Annotated in this window: 18 protein-coding genes and 2 tRNA genes; 4 read left to right on the forward strand and 16 right to left on the reverse strand. The window is 70.9% G+C overall.

Features of this window, described 5'->3' with window-relative positions:
• Window positions 1-92 precede the first annotated feature (92 nt).
• A complete protein-coding gene (leuS, locus tag SY2F82_RS03050; protein ID WP_200417340.1) occupies window positions 93-2,972 on the reverse strand; it encodes a leucine--tRNA ligase in 2,880 nt (959 codons plus the stop codon).
• 554 nt (window positions 2,973-3,526) lie between these two features.
• On the opposite strand from leuS, the gene SY2F82_RS03055 reads away from it, so the two are divergent.
• Together SY2F82_RS03055 and SY2F82_RS03060 are read left to right on the forward strand one after the other, a co-directional pair.
• Entirely contained in the window at window positions 3,527-4,834 is a 1,308-nt protein-coding gene (locus SY2F82_RS03055; protein WP_200417341.1) for a cytochrome b/b6 domain-containing protein, read from the forward strand.
• Window positions 4,831-6,447: an NADH-quinone oxidoreductase subunit NuoF family protein gene (locus SY2F82_RS03060; RefSeq protein WP_200417342.1), complete on the forward strand. Its 1,617-nt coding sequence runs from the start codon at window positions 4,831-4,833 to the stop codon at window positions 6,445-6,447. The genes SY2F82_RS03055 and SY2F82_RS03060 overlap by 4 nt, the downstream gene beginning before the upstream one ends.
• A 202-nt stretch (window positions 6,448-6,649) precedes the next feature.
• On the opposite strand, the gene SY2F82_RS03065 is transcribed toward SY2F82_RS03060, so the two are convergent.
• The 4 genes from SY2F82_RS03065 to SY2F82_RS03080 all read right to left on the reverse strand — a co-directional run bounded on the left by SY2F82_RS03065 (window position 6,650) and on the right by SY2F82_RS03080 (window position 8,683).
• Window positions 6,650-6,722, reverse strand: a tRNA-Ala gene (locus SY2F82_RS03065).
• 116 nt (window positions 6,723-6,838) lie between these two features.
• Window positions 6,839-7,072 carry a hypothetical protein gene (locus tag SY2F82_RS03070; protein ID WP_016643127.1) on the reverse strand — a complete coding sequence of 78 codons (234 nt, stop codon included), beginning with the start codon at window positions 7,070-7,072 and terminating at the stop codon, window positions 6,839-6,841.
• 3 nt (window positions 7,073-7,075) lie between these two features.
• Window positions 7,076-7,249 (reverse strand): hypothetical protein, encoded by a 174-nt coding sequence (locus SY2F82_RS03075; RefSeq protein ID WP_200417343.1) that lies wholly within the window; start codon window positions 7,247-7,249, stop codon window positions 7,076-7,078.
• Window positions 7,250-7,318: 69 nt separating this feature from the next.
• Window positions 7,319-8,683 carry an MFS transporter gene (locus tag SY2F82_RS03080; protein ID WP_236041070.1) on the reverse strand — a complete coding sequence of 455 codons (1,365 nt, stop codon included), beginning with the start codon at window positions 8,681-8,683 and terminating at the stop codon, window positions 7,319-7,321.
• Between the two features lie 223 nt (window positions 8,684-8,906).
• On the opposite strand from SY2F82_RS03080, the gene SY2F82_RS03085 reads away from it, so the two are divergent.
• On the forward strand, window positions 8,907-9,815 hold the full coding sequence (locus SY2F82_RS03085) for a helix-turn-helix transcriptional regulator (protein ID WP_200417345.1): 909 nt from the start codon (window positions 8,907-8,909) through the stop codon (window positions 9,813-9,815).
• Window positions 9,816-9,868: 53 nt separating this feature from the next.
• On the opposite strand, the gene SY2F82_RS03090 is transcribed toward SY2F82_RS03085, so the two are convergent.
• The 7 genes from SY2F82_RS03090 to SY2F82_RS03120 form a co-directional block, all read right to left on the reverse strand.
• A tRNA-Ala gene (locus SY2F82_RS03090) sits at window positions 9,869-9,941 on the reverse strand.
• A gap of 119 nt (window positions 9,942-10,060) precedes the next feature.
• Window positions 10,061-10,729: a histidine phosphatase family protein gene (locus SY2F82_RS03095; protein ID WP_200417346.1), complete on the reverse strand. Its 669-nt coding sequence runs from the start codon at window positions 10,727-10,729 to the stop codon at window positions 10,061-10,063.
• Entirely contained in the window at window positions 10,726-11,184 is a 459-nt protein-coding gene (gene rsfS, locus SY2F82_RS03100) for a ribosome silencing factor (protein ID WP_200417347.1), read from the reverse strand. The genes SY2F82_RS03095 and rsfS overlap by 4 nt, the downstream gene beginning before the upstream one ends.
• A gap of 109 nt (window positions 11,185-11,293) precedes the next feature.
• Window positions 11,294-13,069 (reverse strand): LCP family protein, encoded by a 1,776-nt coding sequence (locus SY2F82_RS03105; protein WP_200417348.1) that lies wholly within the window; start codon window positions 13,067-13,069, stop codon window positions 11,294-11,296.
• Window positions 13,070-13,085: 16 nt separating this feature from the next.
• Entirely contained in the window at window positions 13,086-13,748 is a 663-nt protein-coding gene (gene nadD / locus SY2F82_RS03110) for a nicotinate-nucleotide adenylyltransferase (protein WP_200417349.1), read from the reverse strand.
• An 82-nt stretch (window positions 13,749-13,830) separates the two neighbouring features.
• On the reverse strand, window positions 13,831-13,986 hold the full coding sequence (locus tag SY2F82_RS03115; RefSeq protein WP_181923042.1) for a hypothetical protein: 156 nt from the start codon (window positions 13,984-13,986) through the stop codon (window positions 13,831-13,833).
• A 168-nt stretch (window positions 13,987-14,154) separates the two neighbouring features.
• A complete protein-coding gene (locus SY2F82_RS03120) occupies window positions 14,155-14,310 on the reverse strand; it encodes a hypothetical protein (RefSeq protein ID WP_200417350.1) in 156 nt (51 codons plus the stop codon).
• A gap of 118 nt (window positions 14,311-14,428) precedes the next feature.
• On the opposite strand from SY2F82_RS03120, the gene SY2F82_RS03125 reads away from it, so the two are divergent.
• On the forward strand, window positions 14,429-15,559 hold the full coding sequence (locus tag SY2F82_RS03125) for a M48 family metallopeptidase (RefSeq protein WP_200417351.1): 1,131 nt from the start codon (window positions 14,429-14,431) through the stop codon (window positions 15,557-15,559).
• Window positions 15,560-15,696: 137 nt separating this feature from the next.
• Here SY2F82_RS03125 and SY2F82_RS03130 read toward each other — a convergent pair whose 3' ends face one another.
• The 4 genes from SY2F82_RS03130 to SY2F82_RS03145 all read right to left on the reverse strand — a co-directional run bounded on the left by SY2F82_RS03130 (window position 15,697) and on the right by SY2F82_RS03145 (window position 19,501).
• The gene (locus SY2F82_RS03130; protein WP_200417352.1) at window positions 15,697-16,764 is read right to left on the reverse strand and encodes a hypothetical protein; all 1,068 of its coding nucleotides are present in this window, start codon (window positions 16,762-16,764) and stop codon (window positions 15,697-15,699) included.
• 156 nt (window positions 16,765-16,920) lie between these two features.
• Window positions 16,921-17,556, reverse strand: a complete 636-nt coding sequence (locus tag SY2F82_RS03135; RefSeq protein ID WP_200417353.1) for a hypothetical protein — start codon at window positions 17,554-17,556, stop codon at window positions 16,921-16,923.
• A 93-nt stretch (window positions 17,557-17,649) separates the two neighbouring features.
• Window positions 17,650-18,936, reverse strand: a complete 1,287-nt coding sequence (locus SY2F82_RS03140) for a glutamate-5-semialdehyde dehydrogenase (RefSeq protein WP_200417354.1) — start codon at window positions 18,934-18,936, stop codon at window positions 17,650-17,652.
• A 61-nt stretch (window positions 18,937-18,997) separates the two neighbouring features.
• Window positions 18,998-19,501: a hypothetical protein gene (locus tag SY2F82_RS03145; RefSeq protein WP_200417355.1), complete on the reverse strand. Its 504-nt coding sequence runs from the start codon at window positions 19,499-19,501 to the stop codon at window positions 18,998-19,000.
• Window positions 19,502-19,564: the final 63 nt, after the last annotated feature.

Genomic DNA, 19,564 nt, shown 5'->3' on the forward strand with positions numbered 1-19,564 from the left:
ACGGGCAGGCCCAGGGTTCCGGAAGAACCCCGAACCTGCCCGTAGGGGACTACCCCGACAAGGGCGGCACAGGTCGCCCGAAGCGACGGCCGCTATGCCGTGACGATGTTCACCAGCTTCGGCGCGCGCACGATCACCTTGCGGATCCCGGCGCCGCCCAGGGCCGCGACCACCTTCTCGTCGGCCAGCGCCACCTTCTCCAGTTCCTCCTCGGAGATCGAGGGCGGGACCTCCAGGCGAGCCTTGACCTTGCCCTTCACCTGGACCACGCAGGTCACGGTCTCGTCCACGACGTAGGCGGGGTCGGCGACCGGGAAGTCACGGTGGACGACGGAGTCGGTGTGGCCCAGCCTGCGCCACAGCTCCTCGGCGATGTGCGGGGCCAGCGGAGCGATCAGCAGCACCAGCGACTCGGCGACCGAGCGCGGCACCGGGCCTCCCGCCTTCGTCAGGTGGTTGTTCAGCTCGGTGATCTTGGCGATGGCCGTGTTGAACCGCAGGCCCTCCAGGTCCTGGCGGACGCCGTCGATGGCCTTGTGCAGGGCGCGCAGGGTGTCCTCGTCGGGCTCGGCGTCGGTGACGGTGACCTCGCCGGTGGTCTCGTCGACGACATTGCGCCACAGCCGCTGCAGCAGCCGGAACTGGCCGACCACCGCGCGCGTGTCCCACGGCCGCGACACGTCCAGCGGACCCATCGCCATCTCGTACAGGCGCAGGGTGTCCGCGCCGTACTCGGCGGCGATCTCGTCCGGAGTGACCGCGTTCTTCAGGGACTTGCCCATCTTGCCCAGCAGGCGGCTGACCTTCTCGCCCTGGTAGTAGTACGCGCCGTCGCGCTCCTCCACCTCGGCGGCCGGCACCGCGATGCCGCGGCTGTCGCGGTAGACGTAGGCCTGGATCATGCCCTGGTTGAACAGCTTGTGGAACGGCTCCGCGGAGGAGACGTACCCCAGGTCGTACAGCACCTTGGACCAGAAGCGCGCGTACAGCAGGTGCAGCACGGCGTGCTCGGCGCCGCCGACGTACAGGTCGACGCCACCGTGCGGCATGCCCTCGCGCGGGCCCATCCAGTACTGCTCGATGGCCGGGTCGACCAGCTTCTCGCTGTTGTGCGGGTCCAGGTAGCGCAGCTCGTACCAGCAGGAACCGGCCCAGTTGGGCATGGTGTTGGTCTCGCGGCGGTACTGCTTCGGGCCGTCGCCCAGGTCCAGGGTGACGTTGACCCACTCCTCATTGCGCGACAGCGGGGTCTCGGGCTGGGTGTCGGCGTCGTCCGGGTCGAAGGTGCGCGGCGAGTAGTCCTCGACCTCGGGCAGCTCCAGCGGCAGCATCGACTCGGGCAGCGCGTGGGCGACGCCGTCCTCGTCGTAGACGATCGGGAAGGGCTCACCCCAGTAGCGCTGGCGGCTGAACAGCCAGTCGCGCAGGCGGAAGTTGACCGTGCCCTCGCCGATTCCCTTGCGCTCCAGCCACTCGGTGATGCGCGCCTTGGCGTCGGTGACGCCCAGACCGTCCAGCTTCACCGAGTCACCGGAGGAGTTGACGATCTTCGCGTCGTAGGAGACGAAGGCGTCCTCCCACGTCGACGGGTCGATGCCGCGGCCGTCGGTGGGCTCCACGACGCAGCGGATCGGCAGCTCGAAGGCGCGCGCGAAGGCGAAGTCGCGGCTGTCGTGCGCCGGGACGGCCATGATCGCGCCGGTGCCGTAGCCCATCAGCACGTAGTCGGCGATGAACACGGGGATCTTCTCCCCGTTGACCGGGTTGGTGGCGTACGCGCCCGTGAAGACGCCGGTCTTGTCCTTGGCCTCGGCCTGCCGCTCGACGTCCGACTTGGAGGCGGCCTGGGCACGGTAGGCGGCGACGGCCTCGGCGGGCGTGGCGTGGCCGCCGGTCCACACCTCGTGCGTGCCCTCGGGCCACGCCTCGGGGGTGAACTTCTCGACCAGCGGGTGCTCGGGTGCCAGCACCATGTAGGTGGCGCCGAACAGGGTGTCCTGGCGCGTGGTGAAGATCGTGATCGTCTCGCCGTCGATCGGGAAGTCGACCCGGGCCCCTTCGGAGCGGCCGATCCAGTTGCGCTGCTGCAGCTTGATCGCCTCGGGCCAGTCCAGCTCCTCCAGGTCCTCCAGCAGCCGGTCGGCGTAGGCGGTGATGCGCATGTTCCACTGGCGCAGCTTGGCCTTGAAGACGGGGTAGTTGCCACGCTCGGAGCGGCCGTCGGCGGTGACCTCCTCGTTGGCCAGGACCGTACCCAGGCCGGGGCACCAGTTGACGGGCGCGTCGGAGGCGTAGGCCAGTCGGTACTCGCCCAGGACGTCGGCGCGCTCGGCGGCGGTCAGCTCGTTCCACGCGCGCGTGGTGCCCGGAATCGCCCGCTCACCCGACTCGAACTGGGCGATCAGCTGGGAGATCGGGCGGGCCTTGCGGGCCTCGTCGTCGTACCAGGAGTTGAAGATCTGCAGGAAGATCCACTGGGTCCACTTGTAGTAGTCCGGGTCGATCGTGGCGAACGACCGGCGCTTGTCGTGACCCAGGCCCAGCCGGCGCAGCTGGGACTTCATGTTCTCGATGTTGGCCTCGGTGGACACGCGCGGGTGCGTGCCGGTCTGCACGGCGTACTGCTCGGCGGGCAGGCCGAAGGCGTCGAAGCCCAGGGTGTGCAGGACGTTGTGCCCGGTCATGCGCTGGAATCGGGCGAAGACGTCGGTGGCGATGTACCCCAGGGGGTGGCCGACGTGCAGGCCGGCACCCGAGGGGTACGGGAACATGTCCATGATGAACTTCTTGGGCCTGGCGGCCAGCTCGGGATCGCCTGCCAGGTCCCCGCTCGGGTTCGGCGCCTCGTAGGTGCCCTCGGCGTCCCAGAAGTCCTGCCAGCGTGCCTCGATCTCGGCCGCCAGGGCGGCCGTGTAGCGGTGCGGCGCGGCCTCCGCCGACACGGCGGCGGCAGCGGGATTCGTCTCGCTCATGATCCTCAAAGCTCCATAGATCGTCTCTGCCAGCGGAAATGAAAAAGCCCCTCGCACAGGAGGGGTCGCCGCGCCGATTCCGACCATCGGATTCGCCCGGTGGTCGGGACTGATCAGCGCGGCTCGCTAAGCAGAAGGCGTACGGCACGCATGGCGTCAGGGTACCGCAGCGCCCGAGCGCACCGCGACGGGCCACCGGGGTCACCGCGGGAGCGCACCCGGGACGACCGGGAGCCGACCCGGGTCGGACGCGGACCCGACGCGACCCGACGCGGACCCGACGCGGACCCGACGCGGACCCGACTCTGAGCGAACCGGATGAACCCAACACCGATCGCAGCCGTACTCAGACATCGACGGTCAGGTGGCGCACGTCACGAAAGGCTGAATCGAGTTCAAATATTACTTCGCGTAACAGCAGCTAATCGGACATCGCAACCACGCCGCGACCCTTTGATAACAACGCAATAACTGAAACCACGTACCGCTCGGTTTGGAGCCACCTAGAGTGCGGCAGCGGGACCGCCTTCCCGAAACTGTTCGGAGTTGCCCCCATGAACCCTCCACGTAGTAACAGCTCGCTCCCCAAGCCGGGCCGCTCGGCCTACGGCGTGGCGTCGGCTGTGGTGCTGCTGCTCATACCCGTCATCGTGCTGGCCGGCGGGAACGCAGTCCGGGACTTCCTCAACTTCGGAGCGGGCGTGCTCTCGCTCGTCTCCCTCAGCTGCTCCGTGATCTGGGGCCTCGTCGCCCAGGACCGGATCTTCCTCAACACCCGCCAGCGGATCGTGGCGCAGGCCGTCCACCGGACCACCGCGGTCGCTTCGATCGCGTTCCTCCTGGTGCACGTCACGGTCAAGATCGCGCTCGAACACACTGTGCTGATCGCCGCGCTGATCCCCTTCAGCCTGGGCGTCAGCGGCTCGGCCGGCCTCATCGGCCTCGGCTCCCTGGCCGGCCTCCTCATGATCTTCGTGGGTATCACCGGCGCGCTGCGCAGCGCTTTCGCGACCCCCGCGCCGGTCGCGGCGCGCTGGCGGGCGATGCACATGCTGGCCTACCCGTCCTGGTGCGCCGCGCTCGTGCACGGCCTGTACGCGGGACGCGCGGCGAAGCCGTTCTTCATGGTGTCCTACGAGCTGTGCCTGCTCGGGGTCATGGGGGCGCTGGCCCTGCGCGCCGCGCCGCGCCCGTTCAAGCGCAAGGTGGCCGACAGGGTCTTCGCGATCGTCGGCGGCGGTGACATGGCGGGACGCGAAGGGCTGGACGCCAGCCGCGCTCGCAACGCGGAGGCGGCGGCCACCCTGGCGGGCTTCTCGGGGCGCTCGGCGGACCGCGCCGGCGGCCGGGAGGGTGGTCTGGTCCCCCCACAGCCCTCAACGCCCCTGTACGAGGCTCCCGCAGCCCGCAGCATGACCCCGGAGCCCGGCAACGGCTTCGCGGCCGCCTACCGGGCCACGTCGGCCACCCCGCGCGCGCAGACACCGATGATGCCGGACGCGACCCAGCGGATGGATCTGTACGACACACAGGCCACCGAGGCCATGCCGCGCGTCGACGCCGGCGGCAGCACCTCGGGCAGCTGGCCGATCCCGTCACCGCCGCCGGTCGGGGAGGCGCCTCCCTCCGCGTACGACCCGCTCCAGGACACCGGATACACCGTCCCGGCCTATGGCAGTCCGGGATACAACGGGTACGGCGCGAGTGAGATGTACGACACCGGTGAGACGAACGTACCGTTCGGCACGTACAACTCGAACAACACGTACAACAGCGGTCCCGCAGCGGAAACGTTCCCCGGCGCCTTCGACACGCCGGGAGCCGGCGAACCCTGGAACGCGCCTTCCGGAGGCTTTAAGTGAACGAGGCCCTGCCCGACGTCCCAGAAGTCCGGGTGGTCGGGCTTCCGCAGCTCACGTCGGGCTTCGACCTTGTCGAGAGACTCGACCTGCCGATGCACCTCAAGGTGCACGGCCCGCTCGAGCCCATGGGCGGAGAGCAGCTCGCACAGCTCGCCGAGCAGATCAACCTCAAGGGGCGCGGCGGCGCCGGCTTCCCCTTCCACAAGAAGCTGCGCTCGGTCGCCGAGTCCGCGATCCGCCGCGGCATCCGGCCGGTCGTGGTCGTCAACGGAAGCGAGGACGAGCCCGCCTGCCGCAAGGACACGGTGCTGATCAACCGCGCCCCGCACCTCATCCTGGACGGCGCCCTGCTGGTCGCGGAGGCCCTGGGCGCCCGCCAGCTCGTCGTCGGGGTGACACGTGCCTCGACCGAGCGGTCGATGGAGCAGGCGCTGGCCGAGCGCGGGCTGAGCGACCGGCGCGGCGCGCCCATCCGCGCGCGCGTGCAGCGCAATCCGGTGCGCATGGTCACCGGAGCCGCCGCCTCGCTGATCCGCTCGATCGACGGCGGTCCGGCGATCCCTCCGGGGCGCAAGACCAGCGCCTCGCAGAGCGGGGTCGGCGGCGCGCCCACGCTGCTGTCGAACGCCGAGACGTTCGCCCAGCTGGCGATCGCCGCGCGCATCGGCGCCGAGCGCTACTGCAACACCGGTCTGTACGACGAACCCGGCACCGTCATGCTCACCGTCTCCGGCGCGGTCAACCGCCCCATGGTGATCGAGGTCCCCACGGGCGTCCCGCTGCGGTACGTGCTCCAGCTGGCCGGCGCCCCGCCCGTCCCGCAGGGCGTGCTGACCGGCGGCTACCACGGCAAGTGGATCGACGCGACGACCGTCAACGAGGCGGTCGTCTCGCGCAACTCCCTGGACGCCGTCGGCGGCTCGCTCGGCGCCGGCGCGATCCTGCCGATCAGCCAGGAGACCTGCCCGCTCGGCGAGTCCCTGCAGGTGGCGAAGTGGCTGGCCGAGGAGAGCGCGGGCCAGTGCGGCCCCTGCTACCTGGGGCTGCCGGCCGCGGCCCGCGGCATGGAGGACATCCTCAACGGTGGCGGTCCGGCCGCCCTGGAGGCCCTCAAGCAGGTCGCCAAGGCCGTGAAGAGGCGCGGTGCGTGCTCGCACCCGGACGGCTCCGCGATGTTCCTGGAATCGACCATCAAGGCGTTCACGGACGACCTGGCCGCGCACGTCCTCGGCAACGGCTGCGGCCGGCCCGTGGAGGGCGTGCTGCCGCTGTTCGAGGACGGCAGGGCCCCGACGGGCATCCCGGGCGGCGGACAGGCCGAGCCGGAGGCGGGGGCCAGCCGGCAGAAGATCTACGTGGACTGGACGCTGTGCCGTGGCCACGGCCTGTGCGCGGACATCCTCCCGGAGGTGTTCGAACTGGGTGCCGACGGCTTCCCCACGGTCGCCCAGGCGCCGGTGCCGCTGTACGCGGAGGCGAAAGCCCTGCGGGCCGTGCGCCGCTGCCCGGCGCTCGCGCTGCGGATCGAGGAGGACACCCGGTCCGGTCCGCCGTCACGCAGCAACCTGCCCGTGCTGTCGCAGGGCCGCGGACGCCGGGCCCTCGGGCGCTGACCGGGCCCTCGGGCGCTGGCCACACGGACGGCGGGCCACCCTCACCGGGGGCCCGCCGTTTCGTTCCCACACGTCCGCGTACGCGGACTGTCCTCCCCGCGTGCGCAGTCGTCTTCCCCGCTCGCACATGTGTCCGCGGCCGTCCACGCCGAACGCACGACGAAGGCGGCCCATCCCTCGGATGAACCGCCTTCAACTTCTGTGGAGCTAAGGAGAATTGAACTCCTGACCTCCTGCATGCCATGCAGGCGCTCTACCAACTGAGCTATAGCCCCTTGCGGCCACGCGGCGGAACCGCGTATCGGCCTTGCCGCCCGGTTTCCCCGGCGGCGACGCCAACATTACACGGTCCACCGGGTGGAACACCAAATCGTTTCCCTCGTCCCCCGCGTCAGGCCGTGGCGAACGAGTAGAAGCGTTTGAGCGTGCAGTGCTCGTCCAGGAGGCGGCCGTAGATCGGCTCCCCCTCCAGCTCCCGATAGGTTTCGATCGGGTCGCCTTTTATGATCAGCGCCCGTGCGCATTCCTCGCACCAGTACTGGTAGTCCGGGTTGACCGGCTCCATGTCACGGACGATCGGCGTGCCGCTGCCGCACCAGTCGCACTTCCGCCTGTGTGCACCCATCGATCAGCTCCAGCTGTGGCCGCAGGCCGTGCACACGTAGGAGATGCCGCCGTTGTCGCCGAGCACCTGGGCGACGTGGGACGAGCCGCACGAGGGGCAGTCGAGGAGGGTGGCATTCCGACGTGTCACCGCCACTGCGAGGAGATCGTGGACCTCCCCGCGGATGCTCGCTGGCATCGCTACTCCCTCCCGTCGGGCCGCGCCCCCTTCCGGCCGTTTGATTCTGCCACGGCCGGACCAATACGGTCAGCGACGCCTTCGTACCAGTCCGGACACAGCACCCAGCGTGGCCGTCGCGGCCAGCGCGTACATGCACACGAGGAGCGCGTCCGAAGAGGTATACGCCCCAGGGGCCCCCAGTGACTCAAGCCGGTTCAGGAAGAGTGCGCCGAAGGCCGCCACACCGAGCAGCTGACCGAGCTGGGTGACCGTGGCGAGCAGGCCGCTGGCGTCGGCCGCGTCCTCGGGCCGCACGGTGGCGAGGGCCCCGGTCAGGGTGGGGCTGAAGGCGAGCGCAAGGCCCACCCCGACGCCCGCGAAGGCCGGGTACAGCCCGGCTCCGCCGTGGCTCCCCCCGTGCAGGGCGAGGCCCACCCCGGTCACCGACAGGCCGGTGAGGACGAACCCTGCCGGGATCAGGTGACGTTGCCAGGAGGTCGGCCACTTGCGCCAGGTCAGACCGGCCAGCCCGAACATCACGGCGGTCGGCGCGAAGGTCAGCCCCGCCCGCAGGGCGCTGTAGCCGAGGCCGCCCTGGATGTGGAGGGTCAGCGAGAAGAGAAAACCGGCGTTGACGGCCATCACGGCCAGCAGCCGGAAGACCGCGAGGCCGATACCGGGATGGCGCAGCACCCTCGGCGCGATCAACGGCGCCCCGCCGCGCCGGGCGAGCCGGGACTCGTATCCCAGGAACAGGGCGAAGGCCAGTGCGGCCGCGGCCAGGGACAGCCAGGACCACAGCGGCCAGTGCTCCTCCTGGCCGAGCACGAGCGGCACGGTCAGCAACGAGACGGCACCGCCGAGCAGCACCAGGCCGGGCAGGTCGAGGCCGCGCGAGCGTTCGCTGGCGTGTGCGTCGTCCCGCTGCAGGACGCGGCTGCCGACGGCCAGCAGTACGGCGCCGACGGGCACATTCACGAGGAACACCGGCCGCCAGCCCGCGCCGAACAGGTCGGCGCTGACCAGGACCCCGCCCAGCACCTGCCCGGCGGCGGCACCGGTGGCCAGGACGGCGGAGTAGGCCCCGAGCGCCTTCGCCCGGGCCTCGCCGGTGAAGTGACGCTGGATCAGGCTGAGCACCTGCGGGATCATCACGGCCGACCCGGCGCCCTGCACCAGCCGGAAGGCGATCAACTCCCCCGTTCCCCCGGCCAGTCCGCAGGCCAGCGAGGCGGCCGTGAACACCGCGATCCCGGCGAGGTGGACCCGGCGGTGGCCGAGCAGGTCGCCGAGGCGCGCACCGGTGATCAGCAGCACGGCGTACGCGATGGAGTACCCGGCGACGACCAACTGCAGTCCGGCGTCGCTCGCGTGGAGGTCCGAACCGATCGTGGGCACGGCGACGTTGACGATGAAGACGTCGAGCAGGGCCATGAACTGGGCGGTGAGCACGACCGCGAGCAGCCGGCCGGGGCGATTGTCAGTGGTGGGGGTTTTACTGGTCGCAGGTCGGGTTCCGGGAGTGGATCCGGGACCCGGTGGGATTGTCGTCGTCATGTCTGCGAGCCTGGCGACGAGCGGACACGGGTGACGAGAGCCCGCCGATGCTGGTACCGACAGCACCTGGCAGCGACCGGCTCCGGTCCCGACGATGGAGACGGGGGATGTGGGGACCATGACGACGACACAGCGCCGCAGGCCGGAGCTGGCCGCCTTCCTGCGCAGCAGGCGGGCCCGGGTGACACCGGCCGACGTGGGCATGCCGCCGGGACTGCGGCGCCGGACACCGGGTCTGCGCCGCGAGGAGGTGGCGCAGCTCTCCGGGGTGGGTGTGACCTGGTACACATGGCTCGAGCAGGGCCGCCCGATCAACGCCTCGCCACAGGTCCTGGACGCGGTGGCGCGCACGCTGCGCCTGGACCAGCCGGAGCGCGAGCACCTGTACCACCTGGCGGAGGTGCCCTACGACGGGGGCGGGGAGGGGCTGCCCCAGCGGGTCGGCCAGGACGTCCAGGACGTCATCGACGCCTTGGATCCGCGTCCGGCGGTGGTCTACAACTCGCGTTACGACGTCCTCGCCACGAACGCCGCCTACGGCGACCTGTTCCGGATTCCGAGGACGCCGGACATCGGCGCGGCGAACGCGCTGTGGACGCTGTTCATGGTGCCCGAGGAGGCCTGCCCGGTGGTGCACCGGGACAGGGAGCTGCCGGTGATGGTGGCCACTCTTCGCTCCGCGTACGGCAGACATGTGGGCGAGCCGGCGTGGGAGGACTTCATACGCAAGCTGTCGGCGGCCAGTGCGTACTTCGCGGAGCTGTGGGCGAGCGGCGAGGTGACCCCGCCCGGGCCGCGGGTGAAGACCTTCCGTCACAAGGCGGTGGGCGAGCTGAGGATGACCTCGCTGTCCCTGTCGATCGACGGAATGCCGGAGTGCAGGATCGTGGCGTACACGCCGGAGAACGAGGAGGCTCACGAGAAGGTCGCACTGCTCAGGGCGCGGAGGCAGCGGCTGTGGCCGTCGTCGGACGAGGCGGCCGGGGAGGTCGTCCGCATGGGGAACACAGAAAATCCCGCCCCTTGACGGGACGGGATCCTGATCATCGATCTTTGACAACTCAACAGAGTGCCGATCCGTGGAGCTAAGGAGAATTGAACTCCTGACCTCCTGCATGCCATGCAGGCGCTCTACCAACTGAGCTATAGCCCCTCGTTCCACGCGGCGGAGCCGCATGGTGTTTCGCCCCGCTCGGCGGGGCGAACAAGAAGAACTTTAGCCTGCGACCTGCCAGAAAGTGAAATCCGGGTCAGGAGCACCCGCGAGGCCGCTCAGTCGTCGTCGCCGAGGACCGGTTCCGGCAGGGTGCCCGCGTTGTGTTCGAGGAGGCGCCAGCCGCGGGTGCCTTCGCCGAGGACGGACCAGCAGCAGTTGGAGAGACCGCCGAGGCTCTCCCAGTGCTGGGCCTCCAGGCCGAGCAGGCGGCCGATGGTGGTGCGGATCGTGCCGCCGTGGCTGACCACCACGAGCGTGCCGTCCACGGGGAGCTTCTCGGCATGGCGGAGCACCACGGGGGCGGCCCGGTCGGCGACCTCGGTCTCCAGCTCGCCACCGCCGCGGCGGACGGGCTCGCCGCGCTTCCAGGCGGCGTATTCCTCGCCGTGCCGGGCGATGATCTCCTCGTGGGTCAGCCCCTGCCAGACGCCCGCGTACGTCTCGCGCAGGGCCTCGTCCAGGGTGACCTCCAGGCCGGTGAGCGTGGCCAGCTCGGCGGCCGTGGCGGCGGCGCGCCTGAGGTCGGAGGCGACGATGGCGTCCGGCTTCAGTGAGGCGAGCAGGCGCGCGGAGCGGCGGGCCTGGCCGATGCCGGTCTCGGTCAGTTCGACATCCGTGGAGCCCTGGAAGCGGCGCTCCACGTTCCAGGACGTCTGGCCGTGGCGCCACAGGATGATCCGGCGCCCCCGGCCCTTCTTCCCCGTGTCGGTGCCCGCTGCCGTCACCGCAGCTCCCCGCCCAGCTGCGCGTCCAGCTCGGCGGCGTCCTGGGCGGCCTGCAGCCTGGCGTGTTCCGCGGCCTTGCCGCGGGTGGCCTTGGCGTCGGGCGGCAGGTCCAGCTCGGGGCAGTCCTTCCACAACCGCTCCAGGGCGTAGAAGACGCGCTCCTCGCTGTGCTGGACGTGCACCACGATGTCGACGTAGTCCAGGAGCACCCAGCGGGCCTCACGGTCGCCCTCGCGGCGTACCGGCTTGGCGCCGAGTTCCTTCAGCAGCCGCTCCTCGATCTCGTCGACGATCGACTTGACCTGGCGGTCGTTGGGGGCCGAGGCCAGCAGGAAGGCGTCCGTGATCGAGAGAACGTCGCTGACGTCGTAGGCGACGATGTCGTGCGCGAGCTTGTCGGCGGCCGCCTGGGCGGCGGTGTTGATGAGTTCCAGAGAGCGGTCCGTGGCGGTCACTACAAGGCTTTCCGTCGGCGGTCAGTGATACCTCAAGGGTCTCACGGACCGCCGACGGCACCCCATGTGATTAATGGAGCACGCCCCGGCGGCCGAAATGTGGCCCACGTCACGAGGACGGCTTGAAGTCCTTGCCGAGCACGACCGAGACGTTCGCGTTCGGGGCGCCCGTGCCCTTCTTGACGGCGCTGGTGGGCAGGCCGAGGGTCTTGGCGACCTCGATGGCGTTCTGTTTGTCGCCGTCGTCGGCGTAGGTCACCTGGGAGGTGGCCTGGGCCGGGCCGGTACCGGCGTCGACGGAGGTGTAGCCGCCGTTGACGAGGACGACACGGGCCTGCTCGGCGGCGGCCTGGGAACCAGTGGCGTTCTTGATGCCGACCCGGACGGCGTCACCGGCCTGGGGGCTCTTCACGGTGCCACCGAGCAGCGTCTTGACCACGGTGTCGGTGGCCTTCTGGCCGACGGTGCCGTCGGACTGGACCGGCAGCAGTGCGGTCTTGTAGTCGCCCTCCTTGGCGTGGTCCGCGAGCTTGGCCAGGAAGGTGCCGAGGTCGTTGTCGGTCAGGGAGGGGTCGAGGATCTGGGCGAGCGTCTGCACGGTGGTCGTCGCGGCCTGCGGGTCGGAGGACATCTTGCGCAGCACCCCCTGCATCACCTGGCCGAACCGCTCGAGCTGGGCGTCCTGGGACTCCCCGGTGGCCCGGTAGGTGGCGTAGGCGACGGCCATCGTGCCGCTGAGGGTCTGGTCCTGCCCCTTGTGCACGAGGGGCGCGCCGCCCTTCTTCTTGGGGTCCGGGTCGGGGACGTCGGCGTTGGTGTCGACCTCGATGTTGCCGACGAGTTCGACGAGGTTCTCCAGGTAGGGCGTGTCGAGGCGCCAGGTGCCCTCGATCCTGGTGCCGAGGACCGAGTCGATGGCGTCGCTGGTGCCGGAGGAGCCGTCGTCGGCGACCGACTTGGCGAGGGTGGTGGTGCTGCCGTCGTCCGAGGTCAGAGCGAGGGAGTTGGGCAGCAGGACGGTGGCGCCCTGCTTGGTGGTGGTGTTGTCGACGAGCAGCGCGGTGGAGGTGCCGCCGCCCTTGGTGTTGTGCAGGTGGACGACGATCACGTCACGGTTCTGGGCGGTGGCGGCCGTCGTCGTCGTGCCGGACTTGCCGCCGGAGGAGAGGCCGGGCAGCTTGCCCGCGTACCAGAGGTAGCCGACGCCGCCGACAGCCACCAGGGCGAGCACGACGGCCAGGGCGATGATCCGGCTGCGGGCGCGGCGGCGGGCCTCCTCGCGGCGCTCGGTGCGGTTCTCGGTGAACTTCAGCCAGTCGATGACGTCCTCGGAGTCGCCGTCGGGCTCCTCGACGAAGGCGAACTGTTCGGTGCGGTAGTCGCGGTCGCCGTGCGGCTCCTTCTCGGAGGTCTCATCGCCTGTGGGCGTGCCGTCGTCGGCGAAGCCGGCCCCGGGGGCGTGCCCCGGGGCGCTGTCGGCCGGGCCGGCCTGGTGCGGGATGTAGGCGGTCTGTTCGGTGACGCGCGGCTGCTGACCACTGGTCGCGGACCGGCCGTAGGGGTCGTGGCCGGCGGCGGTCGTGGTGCCGTACGGGGCGTAGGGGTCGTAAGGCGGGGCGGGGGGCTGCGGGCCGGTGTCATGGGAGGACTCCGGCTGATGCCGGCCGGTGTGGTAGGGCCCCACGGACTGCTGGGTGCCGGTGCCGGTCGCGTACGGGTCGTAGCCGTATCCCTGGTGCTGCTGGTCGGGCTGTGCGCCGTACGGGTCGTAGCCCTGCGGGGTCCGCTGTGCGGGCACCTGCCGGTACACAGGCTGCCCGAACTCGTCGTAGCCGACGAGCTCGTACTGGTCGCCGCCCGCGTATCCGTCGTATCGGTCGTTCACCGGTGCCCCTCTCGGCTCACTCGCCGCGGTACAGCTGCCGTTTGTCGATGTAGCGCACGACGCCGTCCGGCACCAGGTACCAGACGGGTTCGCCCTTGGCGACTCTCGCACGGCAGTCTGTGGACGAGATGGCCAGCGCGGGAACTTCGACGAGCGACACGCCGCCCTCGGGGAGGCCCGGGTCTGCGAGGGTGTGACCGGGGCGGGTGACGCCGATGAAGTGGGCCAGGGAGAACAACTCGTCGGTGTAACGCCAGGTGAGGATCTGGCTGAGCGCGTCGGCGCCGGTGATGAAGAAGAGGTCGGTGTCGGGGTTGAGCGCCTTCAGATCACGCAGGGTGTCCGTGGTGTAGGTGGGACCGCCCCGGTCGATGTCGATGCGGCTCACCGAGAACTGGGGGTTCTCGGCGGTCGCGATGACCGTCATCAGATAGCGGTCCTCGGCGGGGCTGACCTTGCGGTCGGTCTTCTGCCACGGCTGGCCGGTGGGCACGAACACCACCTCGTCGAGGTGGAACTGGGCGGCCACCTCGCTGGCCGCGACCAGGTGGCCGTGGTGGATCGGATCGAACGTTCCGCCCATGACGCCGAGGCGGCGCTTGCCCGGGCTCGACGGCCCGCTGCCGGGGCCGGGTCCCGTGCCCTTCGCCGGACCGGTGGGTGTGTGCTGCTCTCCCATGCGTGCAGACCCTACCGGCCCGGCCAACGGGCACCGGCCGACAGGCCCCCGCAAGCGGCCGGGACGGGCTCTTGGCCTCGGCTCAGCGGTCGCGGTTGAAGCGGGTGGTGATCCACAGCAGCAGCAGGAGGATGACGAGGGCGCCTCCGCCGGTCATGAAGGGGCTGATGCTCGCGTGGCGCTCGCCTTCGCCCTCGGCGAGGGTGGCCAACTGGGCAGCGGTGCTGTGGAAGCTCATCTTCGGCAGTACCTATCCGGTGTGGGCGGGATAAAGACGTCGGCTCATCGTATGCGGGCGCGTTCCGGGGCATCACGGCGACTCCGCCGTTGGGCGCGGACCGCGGGGCATCGGGCAGGCCCGGGCCGACGGTTCCCGCCCGCCGGGCGCCCCCGCGCGGCGCCCGGGTCAGTCCTTGCGCTTGTAGCCCCGCAGCAGGAACCAGCCGGTCAGGACGCAGCCGAGGACCATCACGATCAGGACGACTCGGAGCAGGTTGCCCGGGCCCTGTCGGCTGGCGGCCGTCGCTGCCTCGGTGAGCCAGGCGGCGCTGATGTGCTCCATGAGATCGCTCCTTACGGTGTGCTGCCCTGTCACGGTATCTCCGCCTAGGCTGGACACCGCTTCGGGGGCGCATCGCGCGGGCCGCACACAGTGAGCCATCAGACACATGGGGGAACGCATGTCCGACGACGGTCAGGGTCAGAACGGTCACGAGCAGGTGCCGAGCAGGCAGCGCAGGCGTTTTCCGGGGATCTCCTCGCGCGCGTACGAGCACCCGGCGGACCGCTCGGCCCTGGTGGCCCTGCGGAAGCTGAGCGGCTTCGACACGGTCTTCAAGGCCCTCAGCGGTCTGCTGCCCGAGCGCAGCCTCAGGCTGCTGTTCCTCTCCGACTCGGTGCGGGTCTCGGACGCGCAGTTCCCCCACCTGCACGACATGCTGCGGGACGCCTGCTACATCCTGGACCTGGAGAAGGTCCCGCCGATGTACGTCACGCAGGACCCGCAGCCGAACGCGATGTGCATCGGCCTCGACGAGCCGATCATCGTCCTGACGACCGGGCTCGTGGAACTGCTGGACGAGGAGGAGATGCGGGCGGTCGTCGGGCACGAGGTCGGGCACGCGCTCTCGGGCCACTCCGTCTACCGGACCATCCTGCTGTTCCTGACCAGCCTCGCGCTCCGGGTCGCCTGGATCCCGCTGGGCAACCTCGCGATCATGGCGATCGTGACCGCGCTGCGGGAGTGGTTCCGCAAGTCGGAGCTGTCGGCCGACCGCGCCGGTCTGCTGGTCGGGCAGGATCTGCAGGCCTCGATGCGCGGGCTGATGAAGATGGCGGGTGGCAACCATCTGCACGAGATGAACGTGGACGCGTTCCTCGAGCAGGCCGAGGAGTACGAGGCCGGGGGCGATCTGCGCGACTCCGTGCTCAAGATCCTCAACGTGCTGCCGCGTACGCACCCCTTCACCACGGTCCGCGCGGCCGAGCTGAAGAAGTGGGCGGCCTCCCGCGACCACCAGCGGATCATGGACGGTCACTACGCGCGGCGCAGCGAGGACGGGGACACCTCGGTGTCGGACTCGTTCCGGCAGTCGGCGGCGAGCTACGCGAACGAGGTCAGGCAGTCCAAGGACCCGCTGATGAAGCTGGTCAACGACCTCGCGGGCGGCGCCGGCGACCTCGGCGACCGGGTGCGGCGCGGCTTCGCGGGCTTTACGGGCAGCGCTCCCAAGGACGCGCCGCGCGAACCGGACGACAGCCGCCCGGACGACAGCCACCCGGGCGGCGAGAGCCCCTACGGCAAGAACTGACGGCCTCCGCCCGGGCCGGCCTGGTGCGGGGGGACGGGCCCGGTGGGCGGTCCCTACGGCCCGGTGGGCAGTCCCTACGGCCCGGTGGGCAGTCCCTACGGCCCGGTGGGCGGTCCCTACGGCCCGGTGGGCGGTCCCTACACCTTCGGTTCCGCGCTCGCCGACAGCGTGCCGCACACGGCCGTCGCGCTGCCCGTCGCGAAGGGGTCGGTGCCGGCCGGGCCGCCCGCCTTGGCGGTCTGACCGGCGAGCAGCGGCCGGAGGTGGCTCCCGGTGTCCTCGGCGCAGGCGAGCGGTCCGGCCTGGACGTAGGCGGCGACCAGCTCCGCCTGGTTCAGGCGGAGGTCGTCACGGTCGAAGCGGAACGTCAGCTCGCGACGCACGGTGAACAGCGAGGCCTTCGCCTTGGCGTCGGAGCCGGCCGGCTTCAGCGCGTACACCACCGTGTGGTCGGCGCTGACCTCCAGCGTGTCGGAGTCGGCCTCGATGGCCTGCAGCGTGCCCTGGACGCGGATGTCGGGGTCGGCCAGCCGGGCACGGGAGTTATCGAAGCGGACCAGCCAGCCGGTGGCCGCGTGCCGCCCGTCCGAGGCCGGGTGGGAGAAGCTCTGGTCGAACTGGTCGAACTGCTGCGGATCGAGCAGCAGGCGCACCGGGCGCACGGCGCCGCCGGTGAGGACGGCCGGGTCGAGAGAGGACGCGACCAGGTAGTTCTTCGCGTCGGTCAGGGCGGCGTAGACCTGGCTCTCGGAGAAGTGCGCGGTACGCCGGGCGGCGGGGAAGGTGATGCCCTGGGCGCCGATGCGGAACTGCGCGGCGGGGCTGTGCTCGAACAGCGCCTCGGGGTCCGTGGCGCCGGGTACGGCGGACTGCGGGGCCAGCGGTATCACCGTCATGCGCAGCGGTTCGGCGGTCTGGGCCCTGGGCGCCTGGTACGGATGGCGCACGCCCATGTAGATCGCGGTGGCGAAGGCGACGGCTATGAGCAGGACGAGGATCAGCGCCTGTCTGGGCAGTGCGCGGTGCAGGAGCGGGCGCCGGCGCACGGCGGGGGCGTGGTCGGCCATCCGCTCCTGGGCGGAGTACTCCTGGAGGCGGGCAGCCCGGACGAACGACTCGTCGAACACGACGGATCGGTACTCGTCCTCGCCACCACTTGGAGCACCCTCGGGCAGCCCCTCGGGTGGGTCTCCAGGCCCGCCCATATCTTCAGAGTAGGTCTCCGGGAGCCCGGGTAAACGCCCTGGTACACGACAAGTTCTGACAGGTCCTCACCAGGTTTTGGAACGAATTTCGAACCCTCGGGTCGGGCCGGTTCGGCCCAGCGCCTGTGAGCTTGTGGAACGCCCCGGTTCGGAGGGTCAGGGGGTCCGCGGCACCGCTGAGAACGCGGGGGGCGAGTAGTCCGCGGAGGCCGAGGGGCCGGTGCCCGCGCCGGCTTCCTGGCCCTGCTCCAGACCGGTCGAGGCGGGCGTGGGGACCTGGTCCTGACGACCGGAGGACCCGCCCCGGTACACCGCGGTGAAGGCCAGGGCGACCATGCCGATACCCATGACGAGGGCGAGCATCCAGGCGACAGGGCGGTGCCAGCGGGCGCCCTTGCCGTAGGCCCTGCCGAAGGGCCCCACGGTGCCGTAGCGGCCGTCGAGGGCGTCCAGGTCGTCCAGGTCGTCGGGGTCCAGGCCGTGGCCGAAGCCGTCGTCGGGGCCGAATCCGTCGTCGTAGCGCTCGTCGTCGCCCCGTGCGGCCCTGCCGCGTGCCCGGCGCGCCTCCGCCTCCTGGGCGTCGGCGCGGGCCTGGGCGGCGGCGAGGAGTCTCTCCACGGCCGTCGGCTCGTGGACCACGGCGGCCCGTATCCAGGCCTCGTCGAAGACCGCGGAGGCGAACTCTTCGTCCATCGCTCCGCGGTCGCGGTCGTCGTCGGGCTCCGGGCCGTCAGCGAACGGCGTGCCCCCCACGTCCTCCGGCACGGATCCAGAGTAGACCTGGGGGGTCAATTTGGGCAGACGGTATGGAAATTCATCCGACTGGCGAGACGGTTCACAGGCGGGTGCCAGGAACCGGCACCGCTCTGCGGAACGAGCGCTCGCTCAGCGCCGTACGTGCCCGTCGCCGGTGACGATGTACTTGGTGCTGGTCAGCTCCGGCAGGCCCATCGGCCCCCTGGCGTGCAGCTTCTGGGTGGAGATCCCGATCTCCGCGCCGAAGCCGAACTGGCCGCCGTCCGTGAAGCGCGTCGAGGCGTTCACGGCGACCGTCGTCGAATCGACCAGTTGGGTGAATCGGCGGGCGGCCTGCTGCGAGGTGGTGACGATCGCCTCGGTGTGGCCGGAGCTCCACAGCCGGATGTGCGATACGGCCTTGTCGAGCGAGTCCACGACCGCGGCGGCGATGTCGTACGACAGGTACTCGGTGTCCCAGTCGTCGGCGGTCGCCTCCACCACCGTGGCCCGGGAGTCCTTGGCGTACGCCATCACGCGCTCGTCGGCGTGCACGGTGACCCCTGCGTCCGCGAGGGCGTCCAGGGCGCGCGGCAGGAACTCGGGTGCGATGTCCTGGTGGACCAGCAGCGTCTCGGCGGCGTTGCAGACACTCGGCCGCTGCGCCTTGGAGTTGATCAGGATGTCGATCGCCATGTCGATGTCGGCCCGGGCGTCGACGTAGACGTGGCAGTTGCCGGTGCCGGTCTCGATCACCGGGACGGTGGACTCCTCGACGACCGTGCGGATCAGGGAGGCGCCGCCGCGCGGGATGAGCACGTCGACCAGGCCGCGGGCCCGCATCAGCTCGCGCACCGACTCGCGGCTCTCGCCGGGCACGAGCTGGACGGCGTCGGCGGGCAGGCCGGCCCCGCCCACGGCGTCGCGCAGCACCCGTACGAGCGCGGCGTTCGACTCGTAGGCGGAGGAGGAGCCGCGCAGCAGGACCGCGTTGCCGGACTTCAGACACAGGGCGGCGGCGTCGACGGTCACGTTCGGCCGGGCCTCGTAGATGATCCCGACGACGCCGAGCGGGACGCGGACCTGGCGCAGGTCGATGCCGTTGGGCAGCGTGGAGCCGCGGACGACCTCGCCGACCGGGTCGGGCAGGGCGGCGACGTCCCGGACGTCGGAGGCGATGGCCCGGACCCGCTCGGGGGTGAGCGTGAGCCGGTCGATGATCGCCTCACTGGTGCCGGCCTCGCGGGCCTTGGCGATGTCCCTGGCGTTGGCCTCGACGATCTCGCTCGTGCGGACCTCCAGCGCGTCCGCCATGGCGAGCAGCGCGTCGTCCTTCTCGGACCGCGGCAGCGGCGCGAGGTCTGCGGCGGCGGCCCGGGCACGGTAGGCGGCCTGGGCCACCGGGGACATGGAGTCGTACGGCGAGAGCGTGGTCATGAGGGAAGCGTAGTGCGCCGGACATCCCCGTTCAGGGCTCGTCCCACCTTCCGAGACGCGCTCAAAACGGGTGAACTCCGACCGGTGTGGCCGGTGGCGGCCCGTATCCCTCGGTGACCCGCTGGTGGTAGGTGTCGCGGTCGACGACCTCCAGGCCGACGATCTCCCAGGGCGGCAGCCCCGCGCTCTGCCGGTGCTCGCCCCACAGGCGCAGCGCGACCGCGGCGGCGTCATGCAGGTCGCGGGCCTCCTCCCAGTAACGGATCTCGGCGTGGTCGCACGCGTAGCGGCTGGTCAGCAGGAAGGGGTGGTCGTTGGCCAGCTGTTCGAGGGAGCGCCGCACCTCCTTCAGCGGTGCCTCCTCACCGGAGACGCTGAGCGTGACGTGCCACAGCCGGGGCGTCTCGCCGGGCTCCTGGTGCGCGTCGGCGGGCTCCTGGTACGCCTCCCCGGCCGGGACGCTGGTCAGCGCCCGCTGCTCGTCCACCCTGCGCGGGACGCCGCCCCGGGAGGCACCGGAGGTGCCACCACCGCGGGACGCCGCCCCCGGGCGCACTCGTCTCACGACGGCCTCCTTACGCGGTGCTCGTGCGGAATGGGTGCCGGGGACCCGGTCGGTCGACCGGTC

Source organism: Streptomyces sp. Y2F8-2 (genome assembly GCF_014905555.1).
Taxonomy (GTDB): Bacteria; Actinomycetota; Actinomycetes; order Streptomycetales; family Streptomycetaceae; genus Streptomyces; species Streptomyces cynarae.